At 38.9% G+C, this 25,256-nt stretch carries 22 protein-coding genes and 1 pseudogene; 7 read left to right on the top strand and 16 right to left on the bottom strand.

The features are described 5' to 3' along the window. Positions 1-317 precede the first annotated feature (317 nt). Both asnB and OMU_RS12455 read left to right on the top strand, forming a co-directional pair. A complete protein-coding gene (gene asnB, locus OMU_RS12460) occupies positions 318-2,198 on the top strand; it encodes an asparagine synthase (glutamine-hydrolyzing) (RefSeq protein ID WP_016180265.1) in 1,881 nt (626 codons plus the stop codon). A gap of 459 nt (positions 2,199-2,657) precedes the next feature. Then, positions 2,658-4,544 carry an endonuclease MutS2 gene (locus OMU_RS12455; protein ID WP_016180264.1) on the top strand — a complete coding sequence of 629 codons (1,887 nt, stop codon included), beginning with the start codon at positions 2,658-2,660 and terminating at the stop codon, positions 4,542-4,544. Positions 4,545-4,582: 38 nt separating this feature from the next. On the opposite strand, the gene OMU_RS12450 is transcribed toward OMU_RS12455, so the two are convergent. After that, entirely contained in the window at positions 4,583-6,682 is a 2,100-nt protein-coding gene (locus tag OMU_RS12450) for an LTA synthase family protein (protein WP_016180263.1), read from the bottom strand. Positions 6,683-6,974: 292 nt separating this feature from the next. Between OMU_RS12450 and OMU_RS24030 the strand changes: the two genes are divergently transcribed. Both OMU_RS24030 and OMU_RS23735 read left to right on the top strand, forming a co-directional pair. After that, a complete protein-coding gene (locus tag OMU_RS24030; RefSeq protein ID WP_016180262.1) occupies positions 6,975-7,178 on the top strand; it encodes a lipoprotein in 204 nt (67 codons plus the stop codon). Positions 7,179-7,190: 12 nt separating this feature from the next. Further along, a pseudogene (locus tag OMU_RS23735) lies at positions 7,191-7,751 on the top strand (ankyrin repeat domain-containing protein); the annotation flags it as partial. A 423-nt stretch (positions 7,752-8,174) separates the two neighbouring features. Here the strand turns inward: OMU_RS23735 and OMU_RS12430 are convergent. The 4 genes from OMU_RS12430 to OMU_RS12415 form a co-directional block, all read right to left on the bottom strand. After that, positions 8,175-8,372, bottom strand: a complete 198-nt coding sequence (locus OMU_RS12430) for a hypothetical protein (RefSeq protein ID WP_016180260.1) — start codon at positions 8,370-8,372, stop codon at positions 8,175-8,177. A 126-nt stretch (positions 8,373-8,498) separates the two neighbouring features. Beyond that, positions 8,499-9,161, bottom strand: a complete 663-nt coding sequence (locus tag OMU_RS12425; protein WP_016180259.1) for an HAD family hydrolase — start codon at positions 9,159-9,161, stop codon at positions 8,499-8,501. A gap of 117 nt (positions 9,162-9,278) precedes the next feature. Next, on the bottom strand, positions 9,279-9,896 hold the full coding sequence (locus tag OMU_RS12420; protein WP_016180258.1) for a hypothetical protein: 618 nt from the start codon (positions 9,894-9,896) through the stop codon (positions 9,279-9,281). A gap of 160 nt (positions 9,897-10,056) precedes the next feature. Then, positions 10,057-10,680, bottom strand: coding sequence for an NAD(P)H-binding protein (locus OMU_RS12415; RefSeq protein ID WP_034877137.1), 624 nt, complete (start codon positions 10,678-10,680; stop codon positions 10,057-10,059). Positions 10,681-10,872: 192 nt separating this feature from the next. Here OMU_RS12415 and OMU_RS12410 point away from each other — a divergent pair, with 192 nt between their 5' ends. From OMU_RS12410 to OMU_RS12400, 3 genes are read left to right on the top strand one after another with little or no spacing between them, the layout of a single operon-like run. Further along, complete coding sequence (locus OMU_RS12410) at positions 10,873-11,670, top strand: bifunctional hydroxymethylpyrimidine kinase/phosphomethylpyrimidine kinase (protein ID WP_016180256.1); 798 nt, start codon at positions 10,873-10,875, stop codon at positions 11,668-11,670. After that, the gene (locus tag OMU_RS12405; protein WP_016180255.1) at positions 11,667-12,161 is read left to right on the top strand and encodes an ECF transporter S component; all 495 of its coding nucleotides are present in this window, start codon (positions 11,667-11,669) and stop codon (positions 12,159-12,161) included. The genes OMU_RS12410 and OMU_RS12405 overlap by 4 nt, the downstream gene beginning before the upstream one ends. 22 nt (positions 12,162-12,183) lie before the next feature. Then, positions 12,184-12,723: a TIGR01440 family protein gene (locus OMU_RS12400; protein ID WP_016180254.1), complete on the top strand. Its 540-nt coding sequence runs from the start codon at positions 12,184-12,186 to the stop codon at positions 12,721-12,723. A gap of 104 nt (positions 12,724-12,827) precedes the next feature. Here the strand turns inward: OMU_RS12400 and OMU_RS12395 are convergent, their stop codons facing one another. From OMU_RS12395 to aroF, 11 genes are all read right to left on the bottom strand, one after another. Next, entirely contained in the window at positions 12,828-15,062 is a 2,235-nt protein-coding gene (locus OMU_RS12395) for an AAA family ATPase (protein ID WP_016180253.1), read from the bottom strand. A gap of 23 nt (positions 15,063-15,085) precedes the next feature. Continuing rightward, complete coding sequence (locus OMU_RS12390; protein WP_016180252.1) at positions 15,086-15,565, bottom strand: DUF6530 family protein; 480 nt, start codon at positions 15,563-15,565, stop codon at positions 15,086-15,088. 374 nt (positions 15,566-15,939) lie between these two features. Beyond that, positions 15,940-16,785, bottom strand: coding sequence for a DegV family protein (locus tag OMU_RS12385; RefSeq protein WP_016180251.1), 846 nt, complete (start codon positions 16,783-16,785; stop codon positions 15,940-15,942). Positions 16,786-16,866: 81 nt separating this feature from the next. Beyond that, positions 16,867-18,045: an LCP family protein gene (locus OMU_RS12380; RefSeq protein ID WP_016180250.1), complete on the bottom strand. Its 1,179-nt coding sequence runs from the start codon at positions 18,043-18,045 to the stop codon at positions 16,867-16,869. A 97-nt stretch (positions 18,046-18,142) separates the two neighbouring features. Beyond that, the gene (pheA, locus tag OMU_RS12375; protein WP_016180249.1) at positions 18,143-18,991 is read right to left on the bottom strand and encodes a prephenate dehydratase; all 849 of its coding nucleotides are present in this window, start codon (positions 18,989-18,991) and stop codon (positions 18,143-18,145) included. Continuing rightward, positions 18,991-19,500, bottom strand: a complete 510-nt coding sequence (locus OMU_RS12370; protein ID WP_016180248.1) for a shikimate kinase — start codon at positions 19,498-19,500, stop codon at positions 18,991-18,993. The genes pheA and OMU_RS12370 overlap by 1 nt, the downstream gene beginning before the upstream one ends. A gap of 98 nt (positions 19,501-19,598) precedes the next feature. Beyond that, on the bottom strand, positions 19,599-20,876 hold the full coding sequence (aroA, locus tag OMU_RS12365; protein ID WP_016180247.1) for a 3-phosphoshikimate 1-carboxyvinyltransferase: 1,278 nt from the start codon (positions 20,874-20,876) through the stop codon (positions 19,599-19,601). 3 nt (positions 20,877-20,879) lie between these two features. Next, positions 20,880-21,953: a prephenate dehydrogenase gene (locus OMU_RS12360; protein WP_016180246.1), complete on the bottom strand. Its 1,074-nt coding sequence runs from the start codon at positions 21,951-21,953 to the stop codon at positions 20,880-20,882. Positions 21,954-21,969: 16 nt separating this feature from the next. Beyond that, entirely contained in the window at positions 21,970-23,130 is a 1,161-nt protein-coding gene (aroC, locus tag OMU_RS12355; protein WP_016180245.1) for a chorismate synthase, read from the bottom strand. A gap of 6 nt (positions 23,131-23,136) precedes the next feature. Then, the gene (gene aroB / locus OMU_RS12350; RefSeq protein WP_016180244.1) at positions 23,137-24,195 is read right to left on the bottom strand and encodes a 3-dehydroquinate synthase; all 1,059 of its coding nucleotides are present in this window, start codon (positions 24,193-24,195) and stop codon (positions 23,137-23,139) included. 16 nt (positions 24,196-24,211) lie between these two features. Further along, positions 24,212-25,252, bottom strand: a complete 1,041-nt coding sequence (gene aroF / locus OMU_RS12345; RefSeq protein ID WP_016180243.1) for a 3-deoxy-7-phosphoheptulonate synthase — start codon at positions 25,250-25,252, stop codon at positions 24,212-24,214. Positions 25,253-25,256: the final 4 nt, after the last annotated feature.

Raw genomic sequence — 25,256 nt, 5'->3', positions numbered from 1 at the left:
CAAATTCTTTTGGTGAAATGCGTGTTGTTTTTTACTTGTGTAAAGGATTAAATTTTTACATGAATAAGCAGGTATATCCATGTTCAGCCTCATGATTTAGCTTTTGAGCAATAAGCGAAAGCTGGCGAGTTCGCGAATCCTTTCTAAATCTGACTCATTTTAAAACCCTGCTCTTTTCCCTTTGAAAAAAATTAAATTTTTGAGCTTTTTTTATAGGAAATCACGTTCACTCGTGAAAGTCCGTAAATCCTATGATATACTTTGAAAGTTGATATGAAAGAGTATCAGTTTACCATGTTTGAAAGAGGGTAGAGATTGTGTGTGGAATTGTAGGATTTATTGACCGTTCAGATACAACGCAAAAAGAACAAATTGTTAAAAATATGATGGATACAATCGTTCACCGCGGACCTAATAGCGCTGGACAATTTATTGATGAAGGTGCTGCTTTAGGTTTCCGTCGTTTAAGTATTATTGACCTTGAAGGCGGTACACAGCCAATCAAAAATGAAGACGGTACAAAAATTATCACCTTTAACGGAGAAATTTATAACTACCAAAGTATTCGCGAAGATTTGATCGCAAAAGGCCATGTGTTTACAACACATGCAGATACTGAAGTGCTATTACATGGTTATGAAGAATATGGAATTGACTTATTACAAAAAATTCGCGGCATGTTTGCTTTCGTCATCTGGGATACGAAAAAACAAGAATTATTTGGCGCTCGTGACCATTTTGGAATTAAGCCGCTTTATTACACCATAATGAATGGAACGTTTATGTACGGCTCAGAAATCAAGAGCTTCTTGCAGCATCCAAACTTTGTTAAAGAACTAAATAAGGAAGCTTTGAAACCTTATATGACCTTCCAATATTCAGCACTGGATGAAACCTTCTTCAAAAATGTTTATCGGATCAAAGAAGGCCATTATTTTATCTACAAAGATGGCAAATTAGACATTCAGCAATATTGGGATGTGAAAGAGCAAGAAACCAATATGACTTTGGAAGAAACCGTTGATTTAATCGATGATACCGTGGTGAAATCAGTTGAAGCGCATCGAATTGCCGATGTTGAAGTTGGTTCGTTCTTGTCATCTGGTGTGGACTCAAGCTACGTAACAGCTGTCTTACGCCCAGAACATTCCTATTCGATTGGTTTCGGGGACAAGTCTTATAACGAATCGATTGAAGCCAAAAAATTGGCTGATTTAATTGATTTAAACAATACTTCTCGTGTCGTTACCGGCGATGAAGCCTTCGAATACTTCCCGTTGATCCAATACCATTTGGATGAACCAGATTCTAACCCTTCATGTGTGCCGCTGTATTTCTTAACTGAACTTGCTAGCCGTGATGTACGGGTGGCGTTGAGTGGTGAAGGCGCTGATGAATTGTTCGCTGGGTACCAGGCTTATGGAATGAACACGAAATCAAAAGCAGTTAAGGTTGTAGCGGAAGGTTTGAAAAAATTACCGAAAGGCATGCGTTACTCGATCGCTAAAGGGTTGAAGGGCAAAACCTTTAAAGGTGCATTGCATTTGTACACTTCTTTAGCACCAGCGGAAGAGTTCTTTATTGGTCAAGCGAAGGTCTTTGAAGAAGATGAAGCAGTTGACTATTTACAGCCTGAATACCAACAAAGTCCAACGATCAAAGACATTGTTGATGTTCACTACGAAAAAGTTCAAGATATGTCTGAAATCAAAAAAATGCAGTACTTGGACATGCACCAATGGATGCCGAAAGATATTCTCTTGAAGGCTGACAAATTGGCAATGGCTAATTCATTAGAAGTTCGGGTACCACTACTAGACAAAGAAATGATGAAGGTCTCTGAAATTGTACCAACCAAATATTTGATCAATGCTGAAAATACGAAGTTTGCCTTCCGTCAAGCGGCCGCGCGTCATTTGCCAGAGGAATGGTACAATCGTGAAAAATTGGGCTTCCCAGTGCCGATCAAAGATTGGTTGCGTGAGGAGAAATTTTATCAAATCGTGCGGGATGTCTTTACGCAAGACTTTGTCAAAGAGTTCTTTGATCAAGAGAAAATTGTGAAACTACTAGACGATAATTTCGCTGGAACAGCAGACGGTCGTCGTAAAATCTGGACAATCTACACATTTTTGACTTGGTACCAAGTGTACTTTATCAATGATGGCGTAAAACCAGTTCCAGCCACAATCGCGTAATTGTTTAACTGGATTTGACAAAAATATTCAGTCAGGTTAGACTAGGAATAAGGAAACTTAACAAAAATTATGAGGTGTCTTGGTGAGTGTAGTTATTTAATTTGGAGTAACTTGATAGCGAAAAAAAGACTGTTTTAACAGGTTTATTTCGCATGCCAAATTAGATGATACCTATCAAAGCTGATGAACTCGAATTCAAGCTGTGAAGAGGAATCTTCACAGCTTTTTTTGCGACTTCCACCGTGCACTTTAGCGCAACTAGTGGAATCGTATGCATACGAAGATAGGATTATTTTTCCGCTTTTTGGAAAAATAATTCATTATAAGTGAGCTAACTGAGTGTCTGTTTATCCGACTCCCATAGCTGATAAAATCATATGTATACGAAATTCATAATGACATTACTGCTAAGTTTCCCAAAGCCTCGATAGGTGTCTTTTCAATCGAAAGGAAGAGACCATGAATAACGAAACATATACAAAAACCCAATTTAATGAAATCAAACAACAACTAAGCAGCTATGCAATTAGCAGTTTTGGTAAGAAACTTATAGAAGGGACACAGCCACATTCTAAGCTTTCAGTTGTTAAAAAAAGGCTGACAGAAACAACCGAAGCCAAAAACTTACTTGATAGCAATCTGCATGTACCATTTATGGGGCTGCAAAGCATCGAACATATCACCAATCAACTAGAAAAAGGGTTTGTCCTAACCCCTCAAGAATTATTAGAATATGCAGACTTCTTACGTAGTCTACGTTTGATTCAGCAATTTTTCGAGAAGAACCAAAGTATTGCTCCAACATTGAATCGTTATGCTCTAGGGTTAAATGATTTCAATGAAATTGAGGCAGAAATTTACCAGGTGATCCGTAATGGTCGGATTGTTGATGATGCCAATCGTGAACTGCGCCGTGCACGGCGAGATATTGCAGAAACACAAGATAAAATTCAAGAATTATTGAAGAAATTTATTCGTCAAAATAAAGAGAAAATGCAAGAGGCGATCATCACTAAACGAAATGATATTTTTACGGTACCTATTAAGGCCGCCTATAAGAAACAAGTCAAAGGAACGATCGTGGAGCTTTCAAGTAAAGGAACAACTGCTTATATCGAACCTAGCAGCGTCAGTCGTTGGAACGAGCAATTGACCTATCATAAACTTGTTGAAGAGTCAGAAGTTTATCAAATTCTTGCAACTTTGACGGGTTTGCTAGCTGAAGCATTACCATTAATTCAACAAAATATTGAAATTATTGCTGAGTTTGATCATATTTTTGCTCGGGGAAAGTTCAGTCGTGAGTTAAAGGGCATAACACCAGAGATAAATACTGATGGGTATATTCACTTGGTATCTGCCACCCATCCGCTGATTGAAAAAGCTGTACCGCTTGATTTAACCATCGGTGAGGAGTATCGCGGCTTAACCATCACCGGACCAAACGCCGGTGGGAAGACCGTCGTTTTAAAAACCGTTGCTTTAATGACGCTGATGACGATGATTGGCTTACAAATCCCGGCCAAAGATGGAACAGAGATCGCCATTTTTGATCAGATCTTTGTTGATATCGGTGATGCACAGAGTATCGAGAATGCTTTGAGTACTTTTTCTGGTCATATGCAAAATATTTCCGAAATTCTCCGACAAACGCATAAGAACAGCCTGATTTTATTAGATGAATTAGGGAGCGGGACCGAACCGAATGAGGGCGCTGCCCTAGCGATTGCGATCATGGAAGAGTTCTATCAAAAAGGGAATATTCTAATAACTACTACACATTACGGTGAGATTAAGCGTTTTGCTGAACAACATCCGGATTTCATTACCGCAGCTATGGATTTTGATGCTGAGCATTTGACGCCGAAGTATCGTTTATTAATCGGACAAACGGGAGAAAGTAATGCTCTGTGGATTGCTAAGAAAATGGCGATCTCTGATCAGATTATCGCTAAAGCACAGAATTATTTTACAGATCGTAACTATAGTCTTGAGAAGAAAAGCTTTAAAAAGAAAGCTAAAAAGCAGATATCTGAATCTATTGAAATAACTTATTATAAAGGCGATAAAGTTTTCTTGTTAGAACAGCAAGAATCAGCCCTTGTTTATCAGGAAGTTCCATTTACGGATAATGTAACAGTCTTTTTAAATGAACAGTTTGTCGAAGTGCCTAAGCGTCGAATCAAGCTCGAGTTCCGGGCTAGTGAACTTTACCCAGCAGATTATGAGCTTGAAAATCTATTCGAAGACTTCCATACGCGTAAGGAGCGTCGTGATATTGATCGCGGTTCGAAGAAAGCTCAACGCAAATTAAGAAAAGAAGCTCTAAAAAGAAAACAAAGCTAAAAAAATCCTCCAGTCAAAAAACTGGAGGAATTTTTATTTTACTCATATTGTTGATAGGATTTCGTTTTATATAGCCCAACTGTTGATCGTTGATTGTTCTCACTATACAAGCTAGAAGACTGCGCTCCTTTTTGTCGTTCGATTTCTTCCAAACGTTCTTTCTGGTTGTGGTAATCATATGAACTTGGATCAATTGAATTCAAGCCACTATCTTGATAATACCTCAGCAAGTCGCCGTTTGTGATTTTATCAGAGGTGATCAATTGCTCGTCAACAGCCTGATTCAATTCAATAAAGGTTTTTTCCTGTTCTGGTGTTGGTTCATCAACTACTTGAGCTGTTTGATTGTCATACATTTTTCCGCCGTAGAAAGTATATTGCGGTGTAACAAAATCCCCATCGCGAAACGCGACAACCTGTTTGTGGTCAGCTGAAAATAGATCCTGTCCCAACTGCAGATATTTCTTCGAATCAATCCCTAATAAATGCAGCAGAGTAGGGAGAGCATCGACCTGTCCGCCGTAGGTGTGATTAATGCCGCCGTTTGTCGTGCCAGGAACATGAATCATAAACGGAACTCGTTGCAGTTGAGCGTTGTCAAAATCGGTCCAGCTATCTGAATCCTTTCCAAGCAGAGAAGCCAATTCTTTATTACGTGTGTTTGAGATGCCGTAGTGATCGCCATATAAAACAAAAATGGATTTGTCATATAGACCACTAGCTTTCATATAATCAAAGAATTCTTTGAGAGCGGTATCCAAGTAATTCGCTGTGGCAAAGTAACCATTAATTGTTTCGTCTTTAGTGGTTGCCAAAGGGAATCCATCTTCGTCATTCTTGAAACTAGAATAAGGGTAATGATTAGACACAGTTATGAACTTCGCATAAAACGGTTGCTGTAAATGCTCCAAATATTGAACCGACTGACTTAAGAAGGGCTTATCATGCATTCCGTATTGGAAGGAATTGTCATCATTCACATCATAATAAGAAGAATCAAAGAAATAATCAAAGCCTAAATGCTTATAGGTCTTATCACGATTCCAAAAAGACGCAGAATGTCCGTGGAATACAGCAGATGTATAGCCAGCTTTTTGGTTTAAGATATTCGGTGCTGCTTCAAAGGTATTTTTATCCCCTAATTGTGTGAATAATGCACCTTGATTCAATCCAAATAAAGAATTTTCCATCAGGGTTTCCGCGTCTGAAGTTTTCCCAGCCTTCACTTGATGGAAGAAGTTATCGAAACTATAAGTGCTTTCCCCATGATACAGACTATTTAGAAACGGCGTCACCGTATGATTGACACCATTTTCATCAGTTAATTGATAGTCAATTAGAAATTGCTGGAAGCTTTCCAAATGAATGTAGACCACATTTTTCCCTTTAGCAATACCGAACATAGAATCATTAGGTTCAGCATAATGTTCTCTGATATAACTTTTAACTTCCTTCAAATCGTTTGGACTTGCTTCTGCTCGGATTTGGTTATTTTGAAAGGTTTGATAACTATCATATACAGTAAAAGCATTGACACCAAGGTATTTAACTAAATATTCACGAGAAAATTGCCGACTCAAAAGTCCGGAACGATCTATTTCAGCCAGAAAAATATTTCCGCTGCATATTAGTAAGGAGAGGGCGGAAAGAGCCGCCGCTTTACGAAAACGCGGATGTTTTTCCTCAACGATAATTTTCTTCTTAAAAAGCAGAACAGGTAAAGCAAATAAATCTAAGATGTAAAAAATATCGTACCAGCGAAAAAGACGAACGGCGCTTTCACCTAAACCAGTCGAAACTTGACCCGCACCAAGCATCGTATTGATCGTAATAAAATCAGTAAACTCACGATAATAGACAGCATTAGAAAAGAGCCAGATTGACAAAATCCCATAAATGATAAATAAAGTCGTATAAGCGACCTTTGAACGTTTAATAAAAAGACCAATGCTGATTAACAGCATCGAAACACTTAATGGATTGATTAATAAAATAAATAATTGCATCGGGTTTTGAATACTTAAATGAAAATCAACCACATAAGCAAACATATTTTTCAGCCAAAGCAAACCGATCAGCAGGCTGAAAAAGCCAACTCTAGTATTTATAAACTCATTATATTTTTTTAAACGAGACATTTTCATGCTCCTCATCATTATTTTCCATTTCCTTAAATAGTTTATCGGTTTTTTAATCGAAGGTCAAACCAAGTACCGTAAAATGCCTTGATACATCAGCATTTATATTTGCTGCCTTAAAGAACATAAGCAAATCTTAATAAACATGATTTATGAATTAGAATGATTCTTTTATCGAAGCATTCTATAGGAATGATTTATCTCATGAATGCTATAATGTGCAAAAAAGAAAGAGAAGTTATCTGAAACACAGATTGTGAATATAGAAAATAATTACGGGAGGAGAGATAGTGTGAAAAAAATCATTATCATGATGCTTTTTTTATTTATTTTAACGGGCTGTCAGTTTGGTTCATCAAATAAAAAAACGAGTAGCTCTTCAAGTGATGAATCGATACCCAAGACTTCTTCGAAAAACTCGGAAAGCAAATTATCCAGTACACAAAAAACAAAGGAGGAGAAGACATTGACTTATGCTTCAGGAAGTTTGCTATAGGCAGTTTCAGCTAATAATCTTGATGAAGTAACAGAGATTCTTAAATCTCCCTCGTATCCGATTGACGAAATGAATGAAAAAGCAGAAACACCCTTAATGATTGCTGTTCATAATAATCAAGTGGAAATTGCCAAAAATTTGATTAAGGCAGGCGCAAATGTCAATCAACAGGATACTATTCAGGACAGTCCATATCTGTATGCAGGTGCAGAAGGCAGAACAGAGATTTTAGCTTATATGTTGTCTAATAGCATGCCAGATCAAACGATTACGAATCGTTTTGGTGGAAACGCATTAATTCCGGCTGCAGAAAAAGGCCATCTAGAAAATGTAAAAATCCTTTTAAATGATGGTCATGTGAATGTCAATCATCAAAATGATTATGGATATACAGCGTTGATTGAAGCCGTTGCATTAAGAGACGGTTCACAGGTTTACCAAGATATTGTTGCTGAACTGTTAAAACATGGCGCAGATCCTAACATTGTCGATAATTATGGTAAAACTGCTAAAGATTACGCGAATGAACTAGGCTATGGGAATATTTCTAAGCTACTGCAAACAAATACTTAGATAAAATTGAGAAACAAATAATTAATGAATAAAGGAGTCTAAACAACAGCTCCTTTAAATTTTTTTATTTTAGTTTACATAATATACATTAAACAAAGTTAAATAGTAAGTTTCTTTTGAATTGATTCACTAATTAAGCTAAATTATGACTTCATAGCTTTTCACGGTATATTATTATCATTTACATTTTTACAATTTATCTATTAAAATTTATACCGATTTTCCGTTCATTCAGTTCGTTTAAGTATTTTATTATTTTCCAACTAATTATTTTATCAAATAAAATCAAAAACTCACATTCCATAAAATCAATGAAAAATAATCTCACCAAATTGATTTTATGATCTAAAAATTTAGAAAAACGATTTGCAAAAAAAATCCAATAAAAAAAACGCTGCATTTTTTACAGCGTCTTAAAAAACTCTATCTTTCTACACTAGTGAAAACCTGTTCAACATAAAAGGCTTTCACTCCTTGTTTATCGTACATATATTTTGTCTTAGGATCGTAATACATTAATCCATCTAATTCTAGATAATACTCGAATAGCGATTCCTCAAAAAGGTCTGTAAAATCCAATCCGGCCTTTAAAAATTCTTCTTTAGAAATAAAATCAATCATGAAAATCACCTCTATAGCTGTTTTGAGTACAAGGTACCATAATGAAGTTCGTTTGTACCGTCATTAATAGTTGGTGTATCATATTAAATTGATTGTTTATTTCTATTTTATTTGCCTCCCTCTCTCCTATTTATTTAATGTCTGAATTATCTCGTAGGCTTCCGTCATGTCTTCAACTAAATAATCAGCCGCACTTTGGTCAATAGCAGCTCTCATTTCCTTATAGGCGATCGTGGTAATACCAGCCGCTTTTGCTGCGCTGATGCCATAATAAGAATCTTCAATGGTGATCGCTTGATTTGCTGAGACATTTAGTTTTTCTAATGTATTTAAATAAATCGCTGGATTTGGCTTGCTTTCTTCGACAAATTCGCCGCTATAAATCACGTCAAAATAATTCTTGATGTTACAAGAATTCAACACTTCGATGATGTGTTCATAGGTTGAAGATGATGCGACTGCCAACAAAACTCCTTTTGATTTGGCCCATTTTAAAATTGGAAGAAGCTCTTTCCGGAACAGTTGTTGGTAGTTAATTGATTCATACGCAATGGCATTGTATGCTTCAAAACGACGCTTAATTTCATTTAAAGAATCGTTGCTGCCGATAAATTTTCTTAACGTTTCATAAAGCATATTGTAAGACTGACCAATCAATTCGTCGAAATTGGTTTTTACTTGATTGATCGATGGATTTTCTTTTTTGATGAACTCCTGTTGAATGCGAAAATCTTGAAACTCAGTATCGACAATCACACCATCCATATCAAATATTATCGCCTTAATCATTCATTTGCCTCCTTAATCTCTTTAATGGGAATTATTGCAAACCTTTTCATAAAAAGCAAATTGATTTAAGATTTAAACACAAAAATAGCCAATTACGTAGTATCTTCACGTAGTCGGCTATTTCTTGATTTTCCCTCGAAGGGTCTTTATTTTTTCAAGTGTAATAATTTTCGATTGCGGCTCGGCATTTTTTTCGTCTTCTACTTTGCGTTCTTCTACTAACGTCAGACCACGATGCTCCGCTCGAAAAATATTTCGCTTGATTTCTTCTACCTTATGCAATTTTCTTGATGCTTCAGATCTGTCTCGTAAAAGCTTTTTAATTTTTTTTTCATGAATTCGTTCCGTTACTTTTTCATCGAAATAACTTGTAGTTGCAACATTGATTACCAACGCAATCAACAGGAAATTATCTGTTACATTAGAACCGTCTAAATAACCATTGCTAAATAACCAGATAACAAAGCAGATCAAAGCGATCATACTGAAAACCTGATACACTCTGAGTGCCTTTTCTCTTTCATTACGATCAGCGAATATGGGTTTTGCTTCATTAAACAAGGCAAGATAAAGATTACGCGCTTCAGCAAATTCAGGCTGTGTCTTAATTGCTGTATCGTACGCTTCTTTTTTAGTAAAGCCTTGCTGCTTCATATAATATTTCGCAATCTTTCTTTTTCTGATCATTTGAACCCCCTCTTCGATTCTAAGATCATGGATATGTTGAAGATTCATAAGGCGACTCCTTAATCACGGAATTCTATGTTCGGCAGTCTCTATTTTATCATTAAGTTAGTAGAAAGACTAAGAAATTCTTTAATATTTTTCGCCTCGACTGAATTAAGAAAAGAGAAATCCACTCAGACTAGGATTCTCGTCGAGTGGATCATTTTCTTTATATTTCTTTTACTGCTTCGCTTATTGGCGTATCGCCATCCCCCATCAAAATGACTTGTTGAATAGTATTCTCTTGTTCAAGTAATTCTGTTAAAACAGCAGCAACGTTTTCAATGGAATTCTCAGATTTCTCTGTGATATTTGTAGTTATTTTTCCGCTTCCGGGAGTTTCTTTTAGACTGCCGGGTTGCAAAATTGTGTACTCTAAATTGGTTTTATCAATCAACCAATTGTCTGAGAAGAATTTTGAAATATTATAGTCAGTCAATGCGCCACTCCATTTATCTGGTTGCAAAGCGAATAACGAACTTAAATGAATGTACCGTTTAATTCCCTTTTTCTCAACTGCTTGCATCAATTTTACAGCGCCAAATAAATCTGTTTGTAATAGATCTTTTCCTCGTGAACCAGCTACGAAATAAACTGCTTCTGCATCAGTTAATGTATTGGCGATTTCATCAATCGTGCCATGCAGATCTAAATGAACCGGGGTAACAGATTCGTTCGCTTCAATCGCGTCATCACGACGTGCGCCTGCGTAAACGGTGTGTCCTTTTTCAACTAAGTTTTTGATCAGTTCTTCGCCTACTCTTCCGGTAGCTCCGGCAACAAATATTTTCATATACATAATCCCCTTCCTCACTAGTTATGCTAACGTATTTCCCTAGCTGGTACAAATAATAGCACTTGAAATTGGATGAGATAAGAAACAACCAATTGGCTGTTTCTTTTTTATTGTATAACTTTATAATGAGGTCATTGATTGAATTATAAAATAATTTGCATCTATACGTCTTAATTGGGGAGTTTTTTTATGACAAGGACAATATTGACTATTGCAGGATCGGATACTTTAGCCGGTGGTGGTCTGCAATCAGATTTAAAGACATTTGAGGACTATCATTTATTTGGTTTGACTGCGATTACCTGTATTGCGGTTGTTAAAAATGGACAGTTTGCAATCACTAATTTGCCTACTGAACTTTTAAACGATCAATTGAATACAATAAAAGATAACCTTTCATTAGATGGGATAAAGCTTGGGCTAATCCATCAATTAGAGTCGCTGGAAATCGTCAAAAGCTTTTTGCGTTCATTTGATGGTCCAATCGTTTTAGATCCAGTTATGGCCTTCAAAGAAACTGATCATGTATATAATGATAGCTATCGAGAAAAATTGATTGAGCTATTTCCTTTTGCTACGGTAATTACGCCGAATTTAAAAGAGGCAGAGCTTTTAAGTCAGCAGAAAATTTCTAATCCGACGGAAATGGAGCAAGCTGCGAAAAAAATTATTGATCTTGGTGCACAATCAGTTGTAATTAAAGGTGGTCAACGTCTTTCTGGCAATTTAGCTTCGGACCTTTTTTATAATAGCGAGACTTTTCAGTATTTTTCTAAACCTAAATTGTCCAACGTAACGATTAATGGCGCAGGTTGTACCTTTGCATCAGCTATTGCAGCGAATTTAGTTTTAGGCAAAGATTTGGTTAACGCGATTGAAGATAGCAAGGAGTACGTTTATCAGGGGATCAAAAATGGACTACTTTTAAAAAACGGAGAGGGAAATGTTTGGTTCGGTGATAGCGTAAAATCGGAGGTTATGACATGAAAACAAAAGAAATGACAAAATTGGCGATGATGGTGGCTCTGACTGTCACTCTCTCAATTCTTTTCATTATTCCGATTCCTGCGACTAAGGGATTCGTGACATTGTGTGAAGTGGGCATTTATGCTTCAGCTATGCTTTTTGGTCCGACTGGTGGATTTTTAGTAGGTGCGTTAAGCGGAGGCTTGATCGATTTGATTTCTGGATATCCGGAATGGGCAATTTTTTCGATTGTGATTCATGGACTACAAGGTTTCATTCTAGGTTATCTGTATAATAAATTTCCAAATCGAAAAGGATTATTTTTTGGATTCCTGTTTGCCAGTTTGTTCATGATTATCGGCTATGCAATAGCTACGGCATTGCTATTTGGTTGGCCAGCCGGTTTAGCCTCGCTGCCAGGTAATCTTGTACAAAATATTTTTGGTATCGCGGTGACCATTCCTCTTTATCACGCGTTGCAAAGAGTACTACGTCACCCTCAATATAAATAGTTAATAGAAGGAAGTCATTCAAATGGAAAAAGAAAAATTACAACAAGATTTATCAACGATTGTCAACGATGTTTTAGCAGAAGCCAACCTTAAAGCTGGTGACGTTTTTGTTTTAGGCTGTACGACTAGTGAAATCGTCGGTGGAAGGATCGGAAAAAATTCAAGTCAAGAAGTTGGTCAATGGGTTATCGAAACATTGAAATCGATCCTTGATCCTAAAAAGATCTATTTGGGTGTTCAAGGCTGTGAACACATTAATCGTGCTGTTGTTGTCGAGCGAGAGATTGCCGAGAAAAAGGATTGGGAGATCGTATCCGTTAAACCAGCGTTACATGCAGGAGGCTCTTGCTCTGTAGCAGCCTTTGAACAATTTAGTGATCCAGTAGAGGTTGAACATATTGTTGCTCAAGCAGGAATTGATATTGGTGATACTTCGATTGGGATGCATGTCAAACACGTTCAGGTTCCTGTTCGTCCTTCTATCAAAGAATTAGGTGGCGCTCACGTAACAGCTCTACGCAGTCGTCCAAAATATATTGGCGGACCACGCGCGACTTACTAAATCGATTTGAACGAACTTCTTTTAGAGAAATAGTTAAAAAGTTAAAGTCGAACACAGAAACACTTCCAATTAATAAGTGTCTCTGTGTTTGACTTTTTTAATCTTTAAATAAAACGGGCGATTAATTGAAGTAATTGTTGTGGCAAGGTAGAAATATCTGAAATATCAACAAAATTATTTTCACCATATAAAGCCCGCAGCTGTTCCTTATCCTCACCAATCGCACAAGCAATAAAGAGAATGCCCTTTCGCTCATAGTCAGCTAACACGTTTTGGATATCTTGCCGAGCTTTTTCTCCAGTATAATCCGGTAATGCTTTCGGTTGTCCGTCGCTGATGGATAATAAAACTTTTGTATCCGCTGCTTGATGACTCAATTTTTCTGCTAATAATCGCAAAGGTACACCATCACGATTGTTTTGACGCGGCTTCATTGTAGACAGCTTTGCTGCTATGAAATCATAATTGTCATCGAACTCTTTATAGGAGTAGATCGATGTTTTTTCTCGCTGGCTAAGATCAGCAGAGTCGCCATAAAGCATCAAAGGAATATTTGTCTTCTCGGCAAATAAACTTAGTGCAACAGCTGCTAATTTAGCATTTTGAATCCGGTCATCTCGCAGCATCGAACCTGACTCGTCGACACGGACGGCTAATGCCAATGATGGATTTTCACTTGGTGGATTTTTCTTGTCAAAATTCCGCAGATCACCATAGGCCACATGACTTGGATTAAAACGAGCTCCATAGTATTTGCCACTAGAAAAATCATTACTTACCTCTTTAGTCAGGAGGTCATTGATCACGCGACTTAAGCTTTCAACTTCTGGTAACACCTGCTGCGTTAATTCTTGACCATTTTTGATGGCTATCTCATTAATTGTTGGTCGATGAAGAATCGTTCCTTCTTTTGCATGAATTGTTTCCTTCAAGCTCTCACGGATCTCGCGATTCAGTTCTTTTCGCTTCGCTTTATCGATTTCGGCCATTTCATCTAATGACATAGCAGAGCCGATTTTTTCTTCTTCATCAAGTGAAGCGGAAGTACTTTCGGCTTCGGTATCATTTCTGGTAGCTTCATCAGGAATTTCTATAGAATCCGGTTGTTTTTCTTTTTCCGAAACAACTTCTTCTGGCTTTGCTTCCTCCTCGTTTTCTACAGAGCCTTCAGTCTCTATCGCTTCATTTTTTAAAGTCGCCTCTTCCGCCTCTTCTACGATATTTCGTTGGTCGGCTTCCGCTTGGCTGATTTTTCTGCCTTGCTTTAATTTTTGCTGATTTTTTACTTGTTGAAGTTCTGTTAGTAATCTACTTTGTTCTAAAGCCTCTTGCAATATCTTTAATTCATTCTCATCTGTAGTCAACTTATACAGGACTTTAGGAAAAATACTCTCCAAAGGATCTTGTCCCTGCTTCAAGCTATTGACCCAAAAGAAATAGGAACGCATACCAGCAACCCCTTTGATTGCATTGGCTTTAGCTGTTTCATCTAATAATCGAATGATTTTAGCCATAATTTCCAGGTAATCATAGTCAGTAAAATTCGTTTTAGCCATTGCCCGGTCAATCATTACTTCAATAGTAGGCAGGTCCATTTTTTCTGCATGCTGCACCCGATCCCGCAAGGATTCGTTTAGCGGGCGGTTTCCCTGATAATTGCGATTGGTAGTGATGATAACGACACAATCTGGATGTCGGCGAATGATCCCAGTTGGTATGTTCAACAACCCGTTTGGCTCCAAAGCCGAATTCAATGCAACCAAGACGGAAGCGTCACGAATAACTGTTGGCTCTTGGATTTCCAGCAAATAGCCCTTTTGCATTGCCCGAACGATTTCTGAGGGATAAAATTTATACTCAACACTTGTAGTATTATCCGCTTGATCGATTCGTTCAATTAACTTACTTAAACGTTCCTTTGCTTGGTTCGCATCAATTTGAAAGTGAGTTGCAATTACTGATAAAACTTCTTGTAAAGAATCCGTTTGATATATAGCTTCCAGTAATTCTTGATCTTCATCGCTATCTGTTGAAACAACTGGCAATAAGGCACCGAAGACATCCGTTTTGTCCATATCAGCAAAACAAGTGACTTTGGTATACGGAAGCTGCAAATCATCTGATAAAGCTCGTGCCAGCTGCGTTTTGCCAGATCCGGCGTCTCCTTCTAGGAGCACATTCATGATCTTCATTTCAGGATCGAGCCAATTGTTTTTGATTTCTGATGCGATTCTTATTTCTTCCTGACTCGTTTTGTGACTAGCCGGTTTGCGCCAAATCATCTGTTCTTCTACTTTGGTAAACTTTCGTCCATTTGTAACGGCAAAAGAATGATCCATCCTTTCTCACCTCTTCCTTTGTTTTAGTAGCCTAGTTCATCCAAAAGACGTTTCAAGGTGCGATAACGCTGTGCAATCAAATCGCCATCTTTATTCATTGTATCGTTGAATAAAATGATATCTTCATCTATTTTTGGATTTTCTGTGTCAACTTGAACTTCCATCCGTCCTCCTTGTAGGCCGATAATTTCTACCTTAGGATTTTCAGGGTCATAAAATTTCTCATAGCGATAAGCATCTTGCAAATAGATACTTGATTGCGCTACTAAGATTGCCAAGTCCAAAATTCTCGTAATGGGTAATTCTTCTGATTGTCGGGACCACTTTTCACCAGTATGACGCCAAACTTTTCCAGAAATATCCACGCGGCCGCGATCGTTCCATTGTGCTAAGCCTAGCGTTAACCCTTTGGCGTCACTATCCCAGGCATGATGTCCGTCGATTTTATCATAATTTTCAACCAGAAAAACTGGTTTATGCTTTAAGTTAGTAGGGATTTTCATTGAACTTCCTCCTAGTCTGTTTCATTCATTGAATAAGTTTCTAATAATCGCACTAGTAATTTAGTAAATTACTAAACTACTAATGAAAAAAGAATACGAAATAAAACAAGTTTTTGCAACTAACTCCTACTAATGCATTCATTTTTTTAAACCCGAAAAAATGAGTTTTATCTTCGTTGCGTGTACCATCAAACTAAACGGTTCTATTGAGATTTTAAAGGGAATATCAGTTTTTCGTTTGTGCTACGTGGAACTACGAAAAATACTACAAAAAAACCGACTGCCATACACCTTCGCAATGGAAAGATATAGGACGGTTCGGTTTTCTTTTTGTTAGATTTTTTCTAAACTTGTTATAATCAATGAACGGATAATTACTTCGCAACACCAAGAGCGATAGCTTTATCACCTAAATGAGTGCCGATTACTGGTCCAAATGTTCCGATTTCAATTGTCGCATCTGGATATTTTTTGCTTAGCTTTTCATATTCTTGTTGAGCCAACTCAGGATTGTTTCCATGGATTACGAAGATTCGTAAATCATGACCATTTTCCTGACGACGTTCTTCGATGATTTCTTCCGTACGTTGTAAGGCTTTTTTTAATGAACGAATTTTTTCTGCTAAAACAATCTTGCCATCTTCAAAGGTAAGGATTGGTTTGATTTTTAATAACCCACCAATAATCGCTGCGCCGTTCGTCAAGCGTCCTCCGCGAACCAAGTTGTCTAGATCGTCTACGATAATGTAAGCATTAGTAGTGTCACGAATCTCATCAATCGCTGCCAATACTTCATCCAGTGATTTTCCTTCATCGCCTAACTCCAGTGCTTTTTCTACCATATAGCCCATAGGAACACTGGTGATTTTTGAATCATATGGAATGACCTGCAGTCCATCGATATCTTCTTTGATTGCTGTCAATGTGCGGACAAAACCAGAGATACCTTCAGACAAATGAATACTGATAACAGTATCGTAGCCCTGCTCCTTGATTGAGCGATACAATTCGAATACTTCGCCAAGTACTGGCTGCGATGTTTTCGGGAAATCCTTGCTGGTTTTCAATTTCTGATAAAACTCTTCATACCCAATATCTACCCCTTCTTCAAAAGGTTGATCATCTATGATGACCGGAATCGGAATAATAAATAAATCTTTATGATTGCGTATGCGTTCATTCAGATAGGCGGTACTATCTGTCACGATCGCTAATTTCATAATAGTTTTCCTCGTTTCAATCAAAATTTACAATAATTATAATATAGCACACTCATAGATTCATGGGAATCAAAAATCCAGTTACTTCCCTAAAAAGTCTTGAACCGCTTGAGCGTTTTGAGCAGTATCGACCGCTAATGCGCTACCGGCATTCGCTGTATCAATGTAAGACCATGAACCATCAACGGGTAAAGTCAAGCGTTCGATTCCACCGACGGCTTTAGCAAAGTTGAATAGATTTCCTAATACAAACATGTTTGGCATGTCTGTCGATAAGTATCCCCAAATCTTTCCAGCTGCATAAGGACCGCGTAATAAGACTAGTGGATTCTTTAATTGACCGAAGACAGATTGCATCACCTGCTGTTGTCTTCGAACACGCCCAAAGTCTCCTTCTTCATCCATTCGGAAACGAGCGTAGTTCAACAAAGTGTGTCCATTCATTCGTTGTGGGCCTTTCGTGATGGGTTCGTCAATATACGCACTCATATCCTTTTCAGCATCAATTTGTACGCCTCTTGGAAAAAGAGCATCAACACCTTTTTCAAATGTTTGGAAATCGACCATCGCATAATAGCGGCAATCAATTCCAAAGTTTTCTTTCAAGGTCTGTCGCACCAAATCTGCGCCGCCATAAGCGTAAGCCGCGTTCAGTTTATTTTCACCAACACCAGGGATATTAACATACATGTCCCGCATGAAGGAAACTAACTTAGGTTTGCCGCGACCATCAACCTGCAGCACCATCATAGAATCAGAACGTCCACTGATATTGTCCCTAGTATCGCTGCCTAAAAGCAGGATATTTTTTGAGCCGTTTTCTGATGCTGCACCATTAAATTCTTGCGTCTCCATTTTCGGCATAGAAGAATCAGTCTTGGCAGCAATATTCCCAACACCAAAGGCTATAACAGAATAGCCTAAGAGTGCGACTAAAATCATCACTAAAATTCTTTTCCAGCTGCGCTTTTTCTTAGGTTTCTGTTCATATGGGTTTTTAGGTTTTCGTTTAAACAGATTTTTGATAGCCGGAAGCTTAATATTTGGCCGCTTCTTTTTGGATTCTTGATAATGATCCTCATAATAGAATTCTTCTTCTGGCTCTTGATGAGATTCTTCTACTTTTTCGTAATTAATGTCTTCAAAATCCCTTTTTTCTGTTTGCTTCTCTTTCTTCATCTCACGACGAAAGCCAAAAGGTTTTTTCTCTTCCTTTTGACTCTCCTCATGAATTTTTTTATATTTATCCATTCGGCTCATAGTGCACCTCTTCATCTTCATTGCTATTAGTATAAAAATAGCAAATCATCTAGAGTTTGTCTTATTTTTCACCAAAAAAATTAGAAAACCTTAACTACTAAGATTTTCTAAGATTCGGAAAATATGTTGGATAATTACCAATTAGAGTTACCGTAAAATGTTCCTCTTCAAATTGGCGTAAGACCTTCTGCAGCTTTTCTTGTTCAGGAGTTTCAAGATCAATAATAAAGAAGTACTCGCCTAATTTTGTTTTTTGAGTTCGCGATTCGATCTTCGTCAAATTAAGCTTCTCAGCTGCAAATATCGCTAAACACTGATACAGTGCCCCTGGATGGTCTGCAGCTAGATCAAATAAGACCGTCGCTTTGTTAATTCCTTTTTCTAAACTGCTGTTCAACGGTTGATTGCCCATTACCCAAAACCGTGTTTCATTTTCGCTGATGGATTGAATGTTTTCCTGTACGATTGTTAATCCAAATTGTTCCGCGGCTGCTCTTGAACCAATTGCTGCGTAACGTTTTTCTGGATGGTCTGCGACTTTTTGAGCCCCCTGTGCAGTTGATCCCATTTGTTCAATAGTGACCGTCGGGAAATGATTCATCAGAAACACTTGGGACTGTGCCAAAGCCTGTTGGTGACTGCAAATTAATTCTGTATCCTGCCAAGTATTTGCATGGGCTGGATGCACCATCAATTGCTGCTGGATCGGTAAAACAATTTCTGCCTGAATTGTTGGCAGTGTCTGAAAGATCAAATCCAGCGTGGGTAATACTGAACCTTCAATTGTATTCTCGATTGGAACCACACAATAGTCTAAGGTTCCTTTTCTTTGTTCTTCTAATAATGCAGTCAATGAATCATAAGGAGATAAAACCGTTTCCTCGAAAAAATTTGCCGCCGCACTATAAGTAAATGACCCTCTAGGTCCTAAATAGCCAACTTTCATTAGGAGATAACCTCGACTTGTTGAAGGATTTCACTAACGATCTCCGCAGGTGTTTTTTCTGAAGTGTCTACGGTAATTTTAGCCAATTTCTCGTAGAGCTTTTCTCTTGAAAAGAACAGTCGTTTTAAATCGCCATCATCATTTTTTATGGCCAAGGGACGGATGTTTACCTTGTCCTCGCGAATTCTTTTTATAAGAACATTCGCGTCAGCCTTTAAATAGACGACTAATTTATCGGCCAAGACTTTTTGATTTTCTTTTTGTAAAATGACGCCGCCGCCAGTGGCGATGACTGTCTCTTCATTTAGCGCTTCTTTTAAAAGCTTCGTTTCGTGCTCACGAAATGAAGCTTCCCCATGTTCTTCAAAGTATTCACTGATGGGTTGGCCGATCCGTTCAACTAAGATATCATCCATGTCTACTGAACGAGCGTTTAATGCAGTACTAAGTTCTTTACTGACAGTCGTTTTTCCGGCTCCCATAAAACCGATCAAGACAATTGATTTCATAAAACATTCTCCTTTTTCGTTTTCCTGTGAAAAGTTGGACTGAACTTTTTTGATAATGCTCGATTCAGTTATAAACCTTACCGCCAACATTTCCTCTGCTAATCTTCGATCAATGACTGTAAATCTGTGAAAAAGTTTGGATAAGAAATGTTAATCGCTTTTGGATTATTCAATTCAACGGTATCATCTGTCAATAATGCGGCAATCTGGAGCATCATTCCGATTCGATGATCACCATGACTATCGACATTTCCGCCATGTAAAGGTGTTGGTCCGTGAATAATTAATCCATCATCAGTCGTTTCGATCTTTGCACCTAATTTATTCAACTCCTGAGCAGTAGCATCAATTCGATTCGTTTCCTTGACCTTTAGTTCCTGCGCGTCGCGGATAACGGTTGTCCCTTCTGCCTGAGTTGCTGCTAGGGCAATGATTGGCAATTCATCAATCAAACGTGGAATGATTTCTCCACTGATTTCTGTTGCCTTCAGTGGCGCAGTCTTGATTAATAAATCCGCTGCTTGATTTTGCTTATCTAAAGCGACTTGTTTGATATTCGCGCCCATCTTTTCTAAAACATCTAAAATACCAGTACGGGTCGGATTGATTCCTACATGATTTAATTGCAGATTGCTATCTGGCAATAAACTTGCCGCTACGAGATAGAAGGCAGCTGAGGAAATGTCTCCTGGAACGGTTACTTCCTGTCCGGTTAATTGTTGTCCACCGGCTATAGTAATGGTTTTATCAACTACTGAAATAGTGCTGCCGAATTGTTTGATCATTTCTTCTGTATGATTGCGTGATTTTTCTTTTTCAATAATAGTGGTCGTCCCTTTTGCTTGTAGTGCGGCAAAGAGAATCGATGATTTTACCTGTGCGCTCGCAATCGGCATTTCATAGGTGATCGCTGATAATTCACTACCATGTATGTCAATTGGTGGAAATTCACTGCCATCTTGCCCTTGCAAGTTGCCCCCCATTGATCGTAATGGTCCCATAACCCGTTCCATTGGCCGCCGGTTCAATGACGCATCCCCTGCAATTTTTGAAGTGAATGGTTGTCCTGCTAAAATTCCTAAAACCAAACGCATCGTAGTGCCGGAATTTCCTGCATCTAAAATTTCATTTGGCTCTTGTAAATGTTCGAACCCTTTTCCTTCGATGAAAATATCTTTTCCGTCATCATGAATCGTTACACCTAATGCTTTAAAAACTGCAATAGTACTCATACAGTCCTCTGCTCTTAAAAAATTATGAACGATTGTTTTTCCATGACTGATTGCCCCAAACATAATACTGCGATGAGAAATTGATTTATCTGCTGGAATAGTCAATGCTCCAGTGAGACCTGCTTTTGTTTTTAATAATTTCATTTGTTAGCTCCTTCTGCGACACCGAAAATCTGCTTCTTCAATTAACAACTGCCCTTTTTCCAAGTCTGCTTGATTTTTAAAAGAAAGCTCTAAAACGCCGAAAATATCTTCGCGCGTTTCTTGGATTTTCAAATTGATAATAGAGATATTGGCTTCACTTATGATAGTCATTACTTTAGCGATTGCTCCGGCGATATCTGGAATGTCGATGTAAAGATCGTAGAATGCCGGAATGACCCCGTGGTCTTTGGTTGGTAAATGATCGCGAGAATGCTTTGCCTGACTAAAAAAGTCGTAGATTGCTGGCTGGTCTTCCTGAACTAAGCTCTCACGGATTTTGGACATTTCATCCTGCCAGTTGGTAATTAAATCTAGTAAAATTTCACGATTGGTTAATAAAATATCTGTCCACATTTGCGGATCGGATGAAGCAATTCGCGTAATGTCACGAAAACCTCCAGCTGCGAGCTGTGTTGCTCGTGGATGCTCTTCTGTTAGTTGATCACTCATTTTTACCAAACCTGATGCCACGATGTGTGGTAAATGACTCAAAACACCTACGATCTCATCGTGAGAATCAGGTTCGATCACAACAAATTTTGCCCGCGTCGGTTCTAGTAATTCCATTAAGGGATCAACATCTGCTCCTTCAGGTGGTGTCAAAATGTAGTAAGCTTCTTCAAAAAGATTCGGATTCCCTGCCTTGACGCCTGATTTATGTGAGCCTGCCATTGGATGTCCGCCGATGAAAGTAAACGGCAGATTCTGCGCCAATTTCATGACTTCATTTTTGGTGCTGCCGGTATCAGTAACAATCACTGACTCTTTTAGCGGCAAACGTGCCAACTCATGTAGATAGTGCAGTGTAGATAGAACGGGTACGGCTAAAATGATGACATCCATCTCAGGTGCTCTTTCAATAGAAGCAATGTGATCAACCAGTTCAACTTCACGAGCGATTTCACGAGTTTCAGGTGAATAATCCCAGCCGAACAACTCGATCGTTGAATTTTTAATTGCTCTGCAAAGTGAAGCGCCGATTAAACCAAGTCCTAAGACGAACACTTTCTTTCTCATAGACGTACCCTCTCTCTTAAAAGTTTTTGATAGCTTCACGGTATTCTGCTACTGCTTGTTGCAGCTCATCAATGGTATCTGACGAGAATTTTTCTAAAATTTCTTCTGCAAGAACGGTTGCCACCACATGCTCTGCTACGACAGATGCCGCGGGAACAGCTGTGCTATCGGAACGTTCAACGCTGGCTTTATATGGTTCTTTGGTGTCAATATCGACACTCATTAATGGTTTGTATAGTGTAGGAATCGGCTTCATAACGCCGCGTACGATGATTTGTTCACCATTGGTCATCCCACCTTCGAACCCGCCAAGATGATTACTTGTCCGACTGTAGCCGTTATTCCAAACGATCTCATCCATAACCTTTGAACCTGGTTGGTGTGCTGCTTCAAATCCAATACCGAACTCAACGCCTTTAAAGGCATTAATGCTTAACATGATTTGCGCGATCTTGCCATCAAGCTTGCGATCCCATTGGACATAGCTGCCAAGACCTGCGGGAACATTGTCGGTCCTTACTTCGACAACTCCACCGATGGTATCCCCGGCTTTTTTGGTTTGATCGATTAATTCTTTGACCGCTTCTTCAACCGTTTCGTCTACCATGTTTACTTCAGAAGTAGCTGTTTTGGATTGAATTTCCGATACACTCATTTTTTCTGGTACGGTAGCTTCTATGCCACCTAGTATGGCCACATGGCTGGCGATCTCGATATCTATAGCAGCTAAGATTTGTTTCGCCAGTGCGCCGACAGCTACTCGCATCGTTGTTTCACGAGCAGATGATCGTTCCAAAACATTTCGTAAGTCGCTGTGATGGTATTTTATGCCCCCAACGAGATCGGCGTGTCCTGGACGTGGTTTTGCTACTCGACGTAATTTTTCCGCTTTTTCTTCGACTGGTTCAACCGACATGACTTTCTGCCAATTTTTCCAGTCACGGTTTTCTACGATCATGGTGATGGGTGAACCTAATGTCTTCCCATGTCGTACGCCTGATGTGATGCGAACCTGATCTTTTTCGATCTTCATTCGGCCACCGCGTCCATACCCGCCTTGTCTGCGAGCTAATTCTTGATTGATGGCTTCAACGGAAAGTGTTAGTCCTGCTGGAACACCTTCAATAATTGTAGTTAATTCTGGTCCATGAGATTCTCCAGCTGTTAAGTAACGCATAAATGACTACTTCCCTTCTATTAAAAAGTCCTTGATTTCAGTTAATTTGATTTTTTGAATGCGGGCTTGACCGATTTCATCTAGCAAGATGATGTTTAAACTATCACCTCGGGCTTTCTTATCATGGGTAATTGCGGAATAAAATTTCTCCGCTTCCCACGGCTGATAAGCATTCGGTAACCCGTATTTTTGATTCATCGTCTTGATTTCATCTGTGATACCCTTCGGTGAAAGTCCTTTTGTTTCCGCAGCTCGAGAAATTTGTACCATGCCGATCGCGACCGCTTCACCGTGGCTAATTTTTCCATAGCCGGCAGTGTTTTCAATCGCGTGTCCGATAGTATGTCCAAAGTTCAGCAGTAGTCGGGAACCATTATCAAATTCGTCCTCTTCCACGACGGTTTTTTTCACGTTTAGCGCCTTTGAAATGATCGCTTCACTATGCTCCAGCAGATCTTGGACTCCTGTTAGTTTCTGAAGGTCTTGCCATAGTGAAGCGTCGCTGATCGCGCCACATTTAATGATTTCCGCGATACCTTCACGTACGCGTAACTCGGGTAAAGAGTTCAAGGTCTCTGGATCGATCATGACCCCATCCGGCTGTGCAAAGGTTCCGATCATATTCTTGGCTTTACTTGAATTGACTGCTGTCTTCCCGCCAATACTAGAATCGACTTGCGCCAATAACGAGGTTGGGATCTGAACAAAAGCAATTCCTCTCATATAAGTGGATGCTACGAAACTGGCTAAATCTCCAACTACCCCGCCACCCAGAGCGATGATGGCATCGCTGCGGGTGAATTGTTGATCGGCTAGAAATTCATAAAGATTATTAGCCATGGTTAGAGATTTGCTGCTTTCACCAGCTGGTACGGCATAGTGACAGACCTCGTAGTTTGTTAACTGCTGAAAGATTTTTTCACCGTAGATGGGATAAACATTCTCATCACTGATAATCGCGATTTTTTTGTTTTGCCAAAGTGAGGCGATCCATTCACCGACGGAATCTAAGGCATGGCGTCGTACGATAATTTCGTAAGTTTTTTCTGGTAGAACAATTTCCATGAACGTTTCCCCCTGATTAGATAAGTGACGTTTCTTTGTTTAAGTCTTTGATTTTTTTCATTGCATCAACCATAACTTCAACTTCACTCATCATTTGCAGGTAATTTTTCTCATTCAGTGATTGTTCTCCATCAGACCAAGCGTGTAATGGGTCTGGATGAATCTCCACGATCATTCCATCAGCTCCAGCTGCTACTCCGGCGCGAGCCATTGGTGCAACTAAGTCCCAAACACCTGTACCATGACTTGGGTCAACGATAATTGGGAAGTGACTCAATTTTTTAATCAATGGCACAGCACTTAGATCAAATGTGTTTCGTGTAGCTGTTTCGTAAGTTCGAATGCCTCGTTCAATGAAGATGATGTTTGAATTGCCTTGAACAGCAATGTATTCAGCGGCGTTTAACCATTCTTGGATCGTACCTGAGATCCCACGCTTCAAGCCAATTGGTTTGCCAGTTTTACCAACTGCTTCTAATAGACGGAAGTTTTGCATGTTGCGAGCACCAATTTGGATAATGTCGGCGTATTGACATACAACATCGATATGGGCTTCATCCATCACCTCTGTAATCACCTTCAAGTCATGAGCGTCAGCGGCTTTACGCATGATCTTCAAGCCTTCTTCACCTAATCCTTGGAAAGCGTATGGAGAAGTCCGTGGTTTGTAAGCACCGCCGCGTAAAATTTTCGCTCCGCCAGCTTTTGCCATCCGTGCTGTTTCCATAATTTGTTCTTCGCCTTCAACAGAACAAGGACCAGCCATCGTTACGAAACTGCCGTCACCAATTTTTACTCCGTCAACGTCAACGACTGTATCTTGTGGATGGAATTCTCTTGATGTGATCTTGTAGGTATTTGAAATCGCCACTGCACGTTCAACTACACTGTAGGCTTGGAATGGTACATTCTGGATAATCTTTGGATCTCCTAAAAGACCAAGAACTAAACGATCTTTCCCATGATTGATTTGTACGCCTAACCCTTCTTCTTTGATACGAGATAAAATTGGGAATAATTCTGATTCTTGAATTCCTTTTTTAATAATTAAGATCATAATA

The sequence above is a fragment of the Enterococcus avium ATCC 14025 genome (assembly GCF_000406965.1).
Classification (GTDB): domain Bacteria; phylum Bacillota; class Bacilli; order Lactobacillales; family Enterococcaceae; genus Enterococcus_A; species Enterococcus_A avium.
The sequence above is the reverse complement of the archived record's forward strand: the minus strand, read 5'-3'. Positions and strand labels throughout refer to the sequence as shown.

What these genes read in the sequence shown, in the direction of transcription:
- OMU_RS12455 (WP_016180264.1), top strand. Translation starts at nt 2,658, where the DNA reads ATGAATAACGAAACATATACAAAAACCCAATTTAATGAAATCAAACAA.
- OMU_RS12450 (WP_016180263.1), bottom strand. Translation starts at nt 6,682, where the DNA reads ATGTCTCGTTTAAAAAAATATAATGAGTTTATAAATACTAGAGTTGGC.
- OMU_RS12430 (WP_016180260.1), bottom strand. Translation starts at nt 8,372, where the DNA reads ATGATTGATTTTATTTCTAAAGAAGAATTTTTAAAGGCCGGATTGGAT.
- OMU_RS12425 (WP_016180259.1), bottom strand. Translation starts at nt 9,161, where the DNA reads ATGATTAAGGCGATAATATTTGATATGGATGGTGTGATTGTCGATACT.
- OMU_RS12420 (WP_016180258.1), bottom strand. Translation starts at nt 9,896, where the DNA reads ATGAATCTTCAACATATCCATGATCTTAGAATCGAAGAGGGGGTTCAA.
- OMU_RS12415 (WP_034877137.1), bottom strand. Translation starts at nt 10,680, where the DNA reads ATGAAAATATTTGTTGCCGGAGCTACCGGAAGAGTAGGCGAAGAACTG.
- OMU_RS12410 (WP_016180256.1), top strand. Translation starts at nt 10,873, where the DNA reads ATGACAAGGACAATATTGACTATTGCAGGATCGGATACTTTAGCCGGT.
- OMU_RS12405 (WP_016180255.1), top strand. Translation starts at nt 11,667, where the DNA reads ATGAAAACAAAAGAAATGACAAAATTGGCGATGATGGTGGCTCTGACT.
- OMU_RS12400 (WP_016180254.1), top strand. Translation starts at nt 12,184, where the DNA reads ATGGAAAAAGAAAAATTACAACAAGATTTATCAACGATTGTCAACGAT.
- OMU_RS12395 (WP_016180253.1), bottom strand. Translation starts at nt 15,062, where the DNA reads ATGGATCATTCTTTTGCCGTTACAAATGGACGAAAGTTTACCAAAGTA.
- OMU_RS12390 (WP_016180252.1), bottom strand. Translation starts at nt 15,565, where the DNA reads ATGAAAATCCCTACTAACTTAAAGCATAAACCAGTTTTTCTGGTTGAA.
- OMU_RS12385 (WP_016180251.1), bottom strand. Translation starts at nt 16,785, where the DNA reads ATGAAATTAGCGATCGTGACAGATAGTACCGCCTATCTGAATGAACGC.
- OMU_RS12380 (WP_016180250.1), bottom strand. Translation starts at nt 18,045, where the DNA reads ATGAGCCGAATGGATAAATATAAAAAAATTCATGAGGAGAGTCAAAAG.
- pheA (WP_016180249.1), bottom strand. Translation starts at nt 18,991, where the DNA reads ATGAAAGTTGGCTATTTAGGACCTAGAGGGTCATTTACTTATAGTGCG.
- OMU_RS12370 (WP_016180248.1), bottom strand. Translation starts at nt 19,500, where the DNA reads ATGAAATCAATTGTCTTGATCGGTTTTATGGGAGCCGGAAAAACGACT.
- aroA (WP_016180247.1), bottom strand. Translation starts at nt 20,876, where the DNA reads ATGAAATTATTAAAAACAAAAGCAGGTCTCACTGGAGCATTGACTATT.
- OMU_RS12360 (WP_016180246.1), bottom strand. Translation starts at nt 21,953, where the DNA reads ATGAGAAAGAAAGTGTTCGTCTTAGGACTTGGTTTAATCGGCGCTTCA.
- aroC (WP_016180245.1), bottom strand. Translation starts at nt 23,130, where the DNA reads ATGCGTTACTTAACAGCTGGAGAATCTCATGGACCAGAATTAACTACA.
- aroB (WP_016180244.1), bottom strand. Translation starts at nt 24,195, where the DNA reads ATGGAAATTGTTCTACCAGAAAAAACTTACGAAATTATCGTACGACGC.
- aroF (WP_016180243.1), bottom strand. Translation starts at nt 25,252, where the DNA reads ATGATCTTAATTATTAAAAAAGGAATTCAAGAATCAGAATTATTCCCA.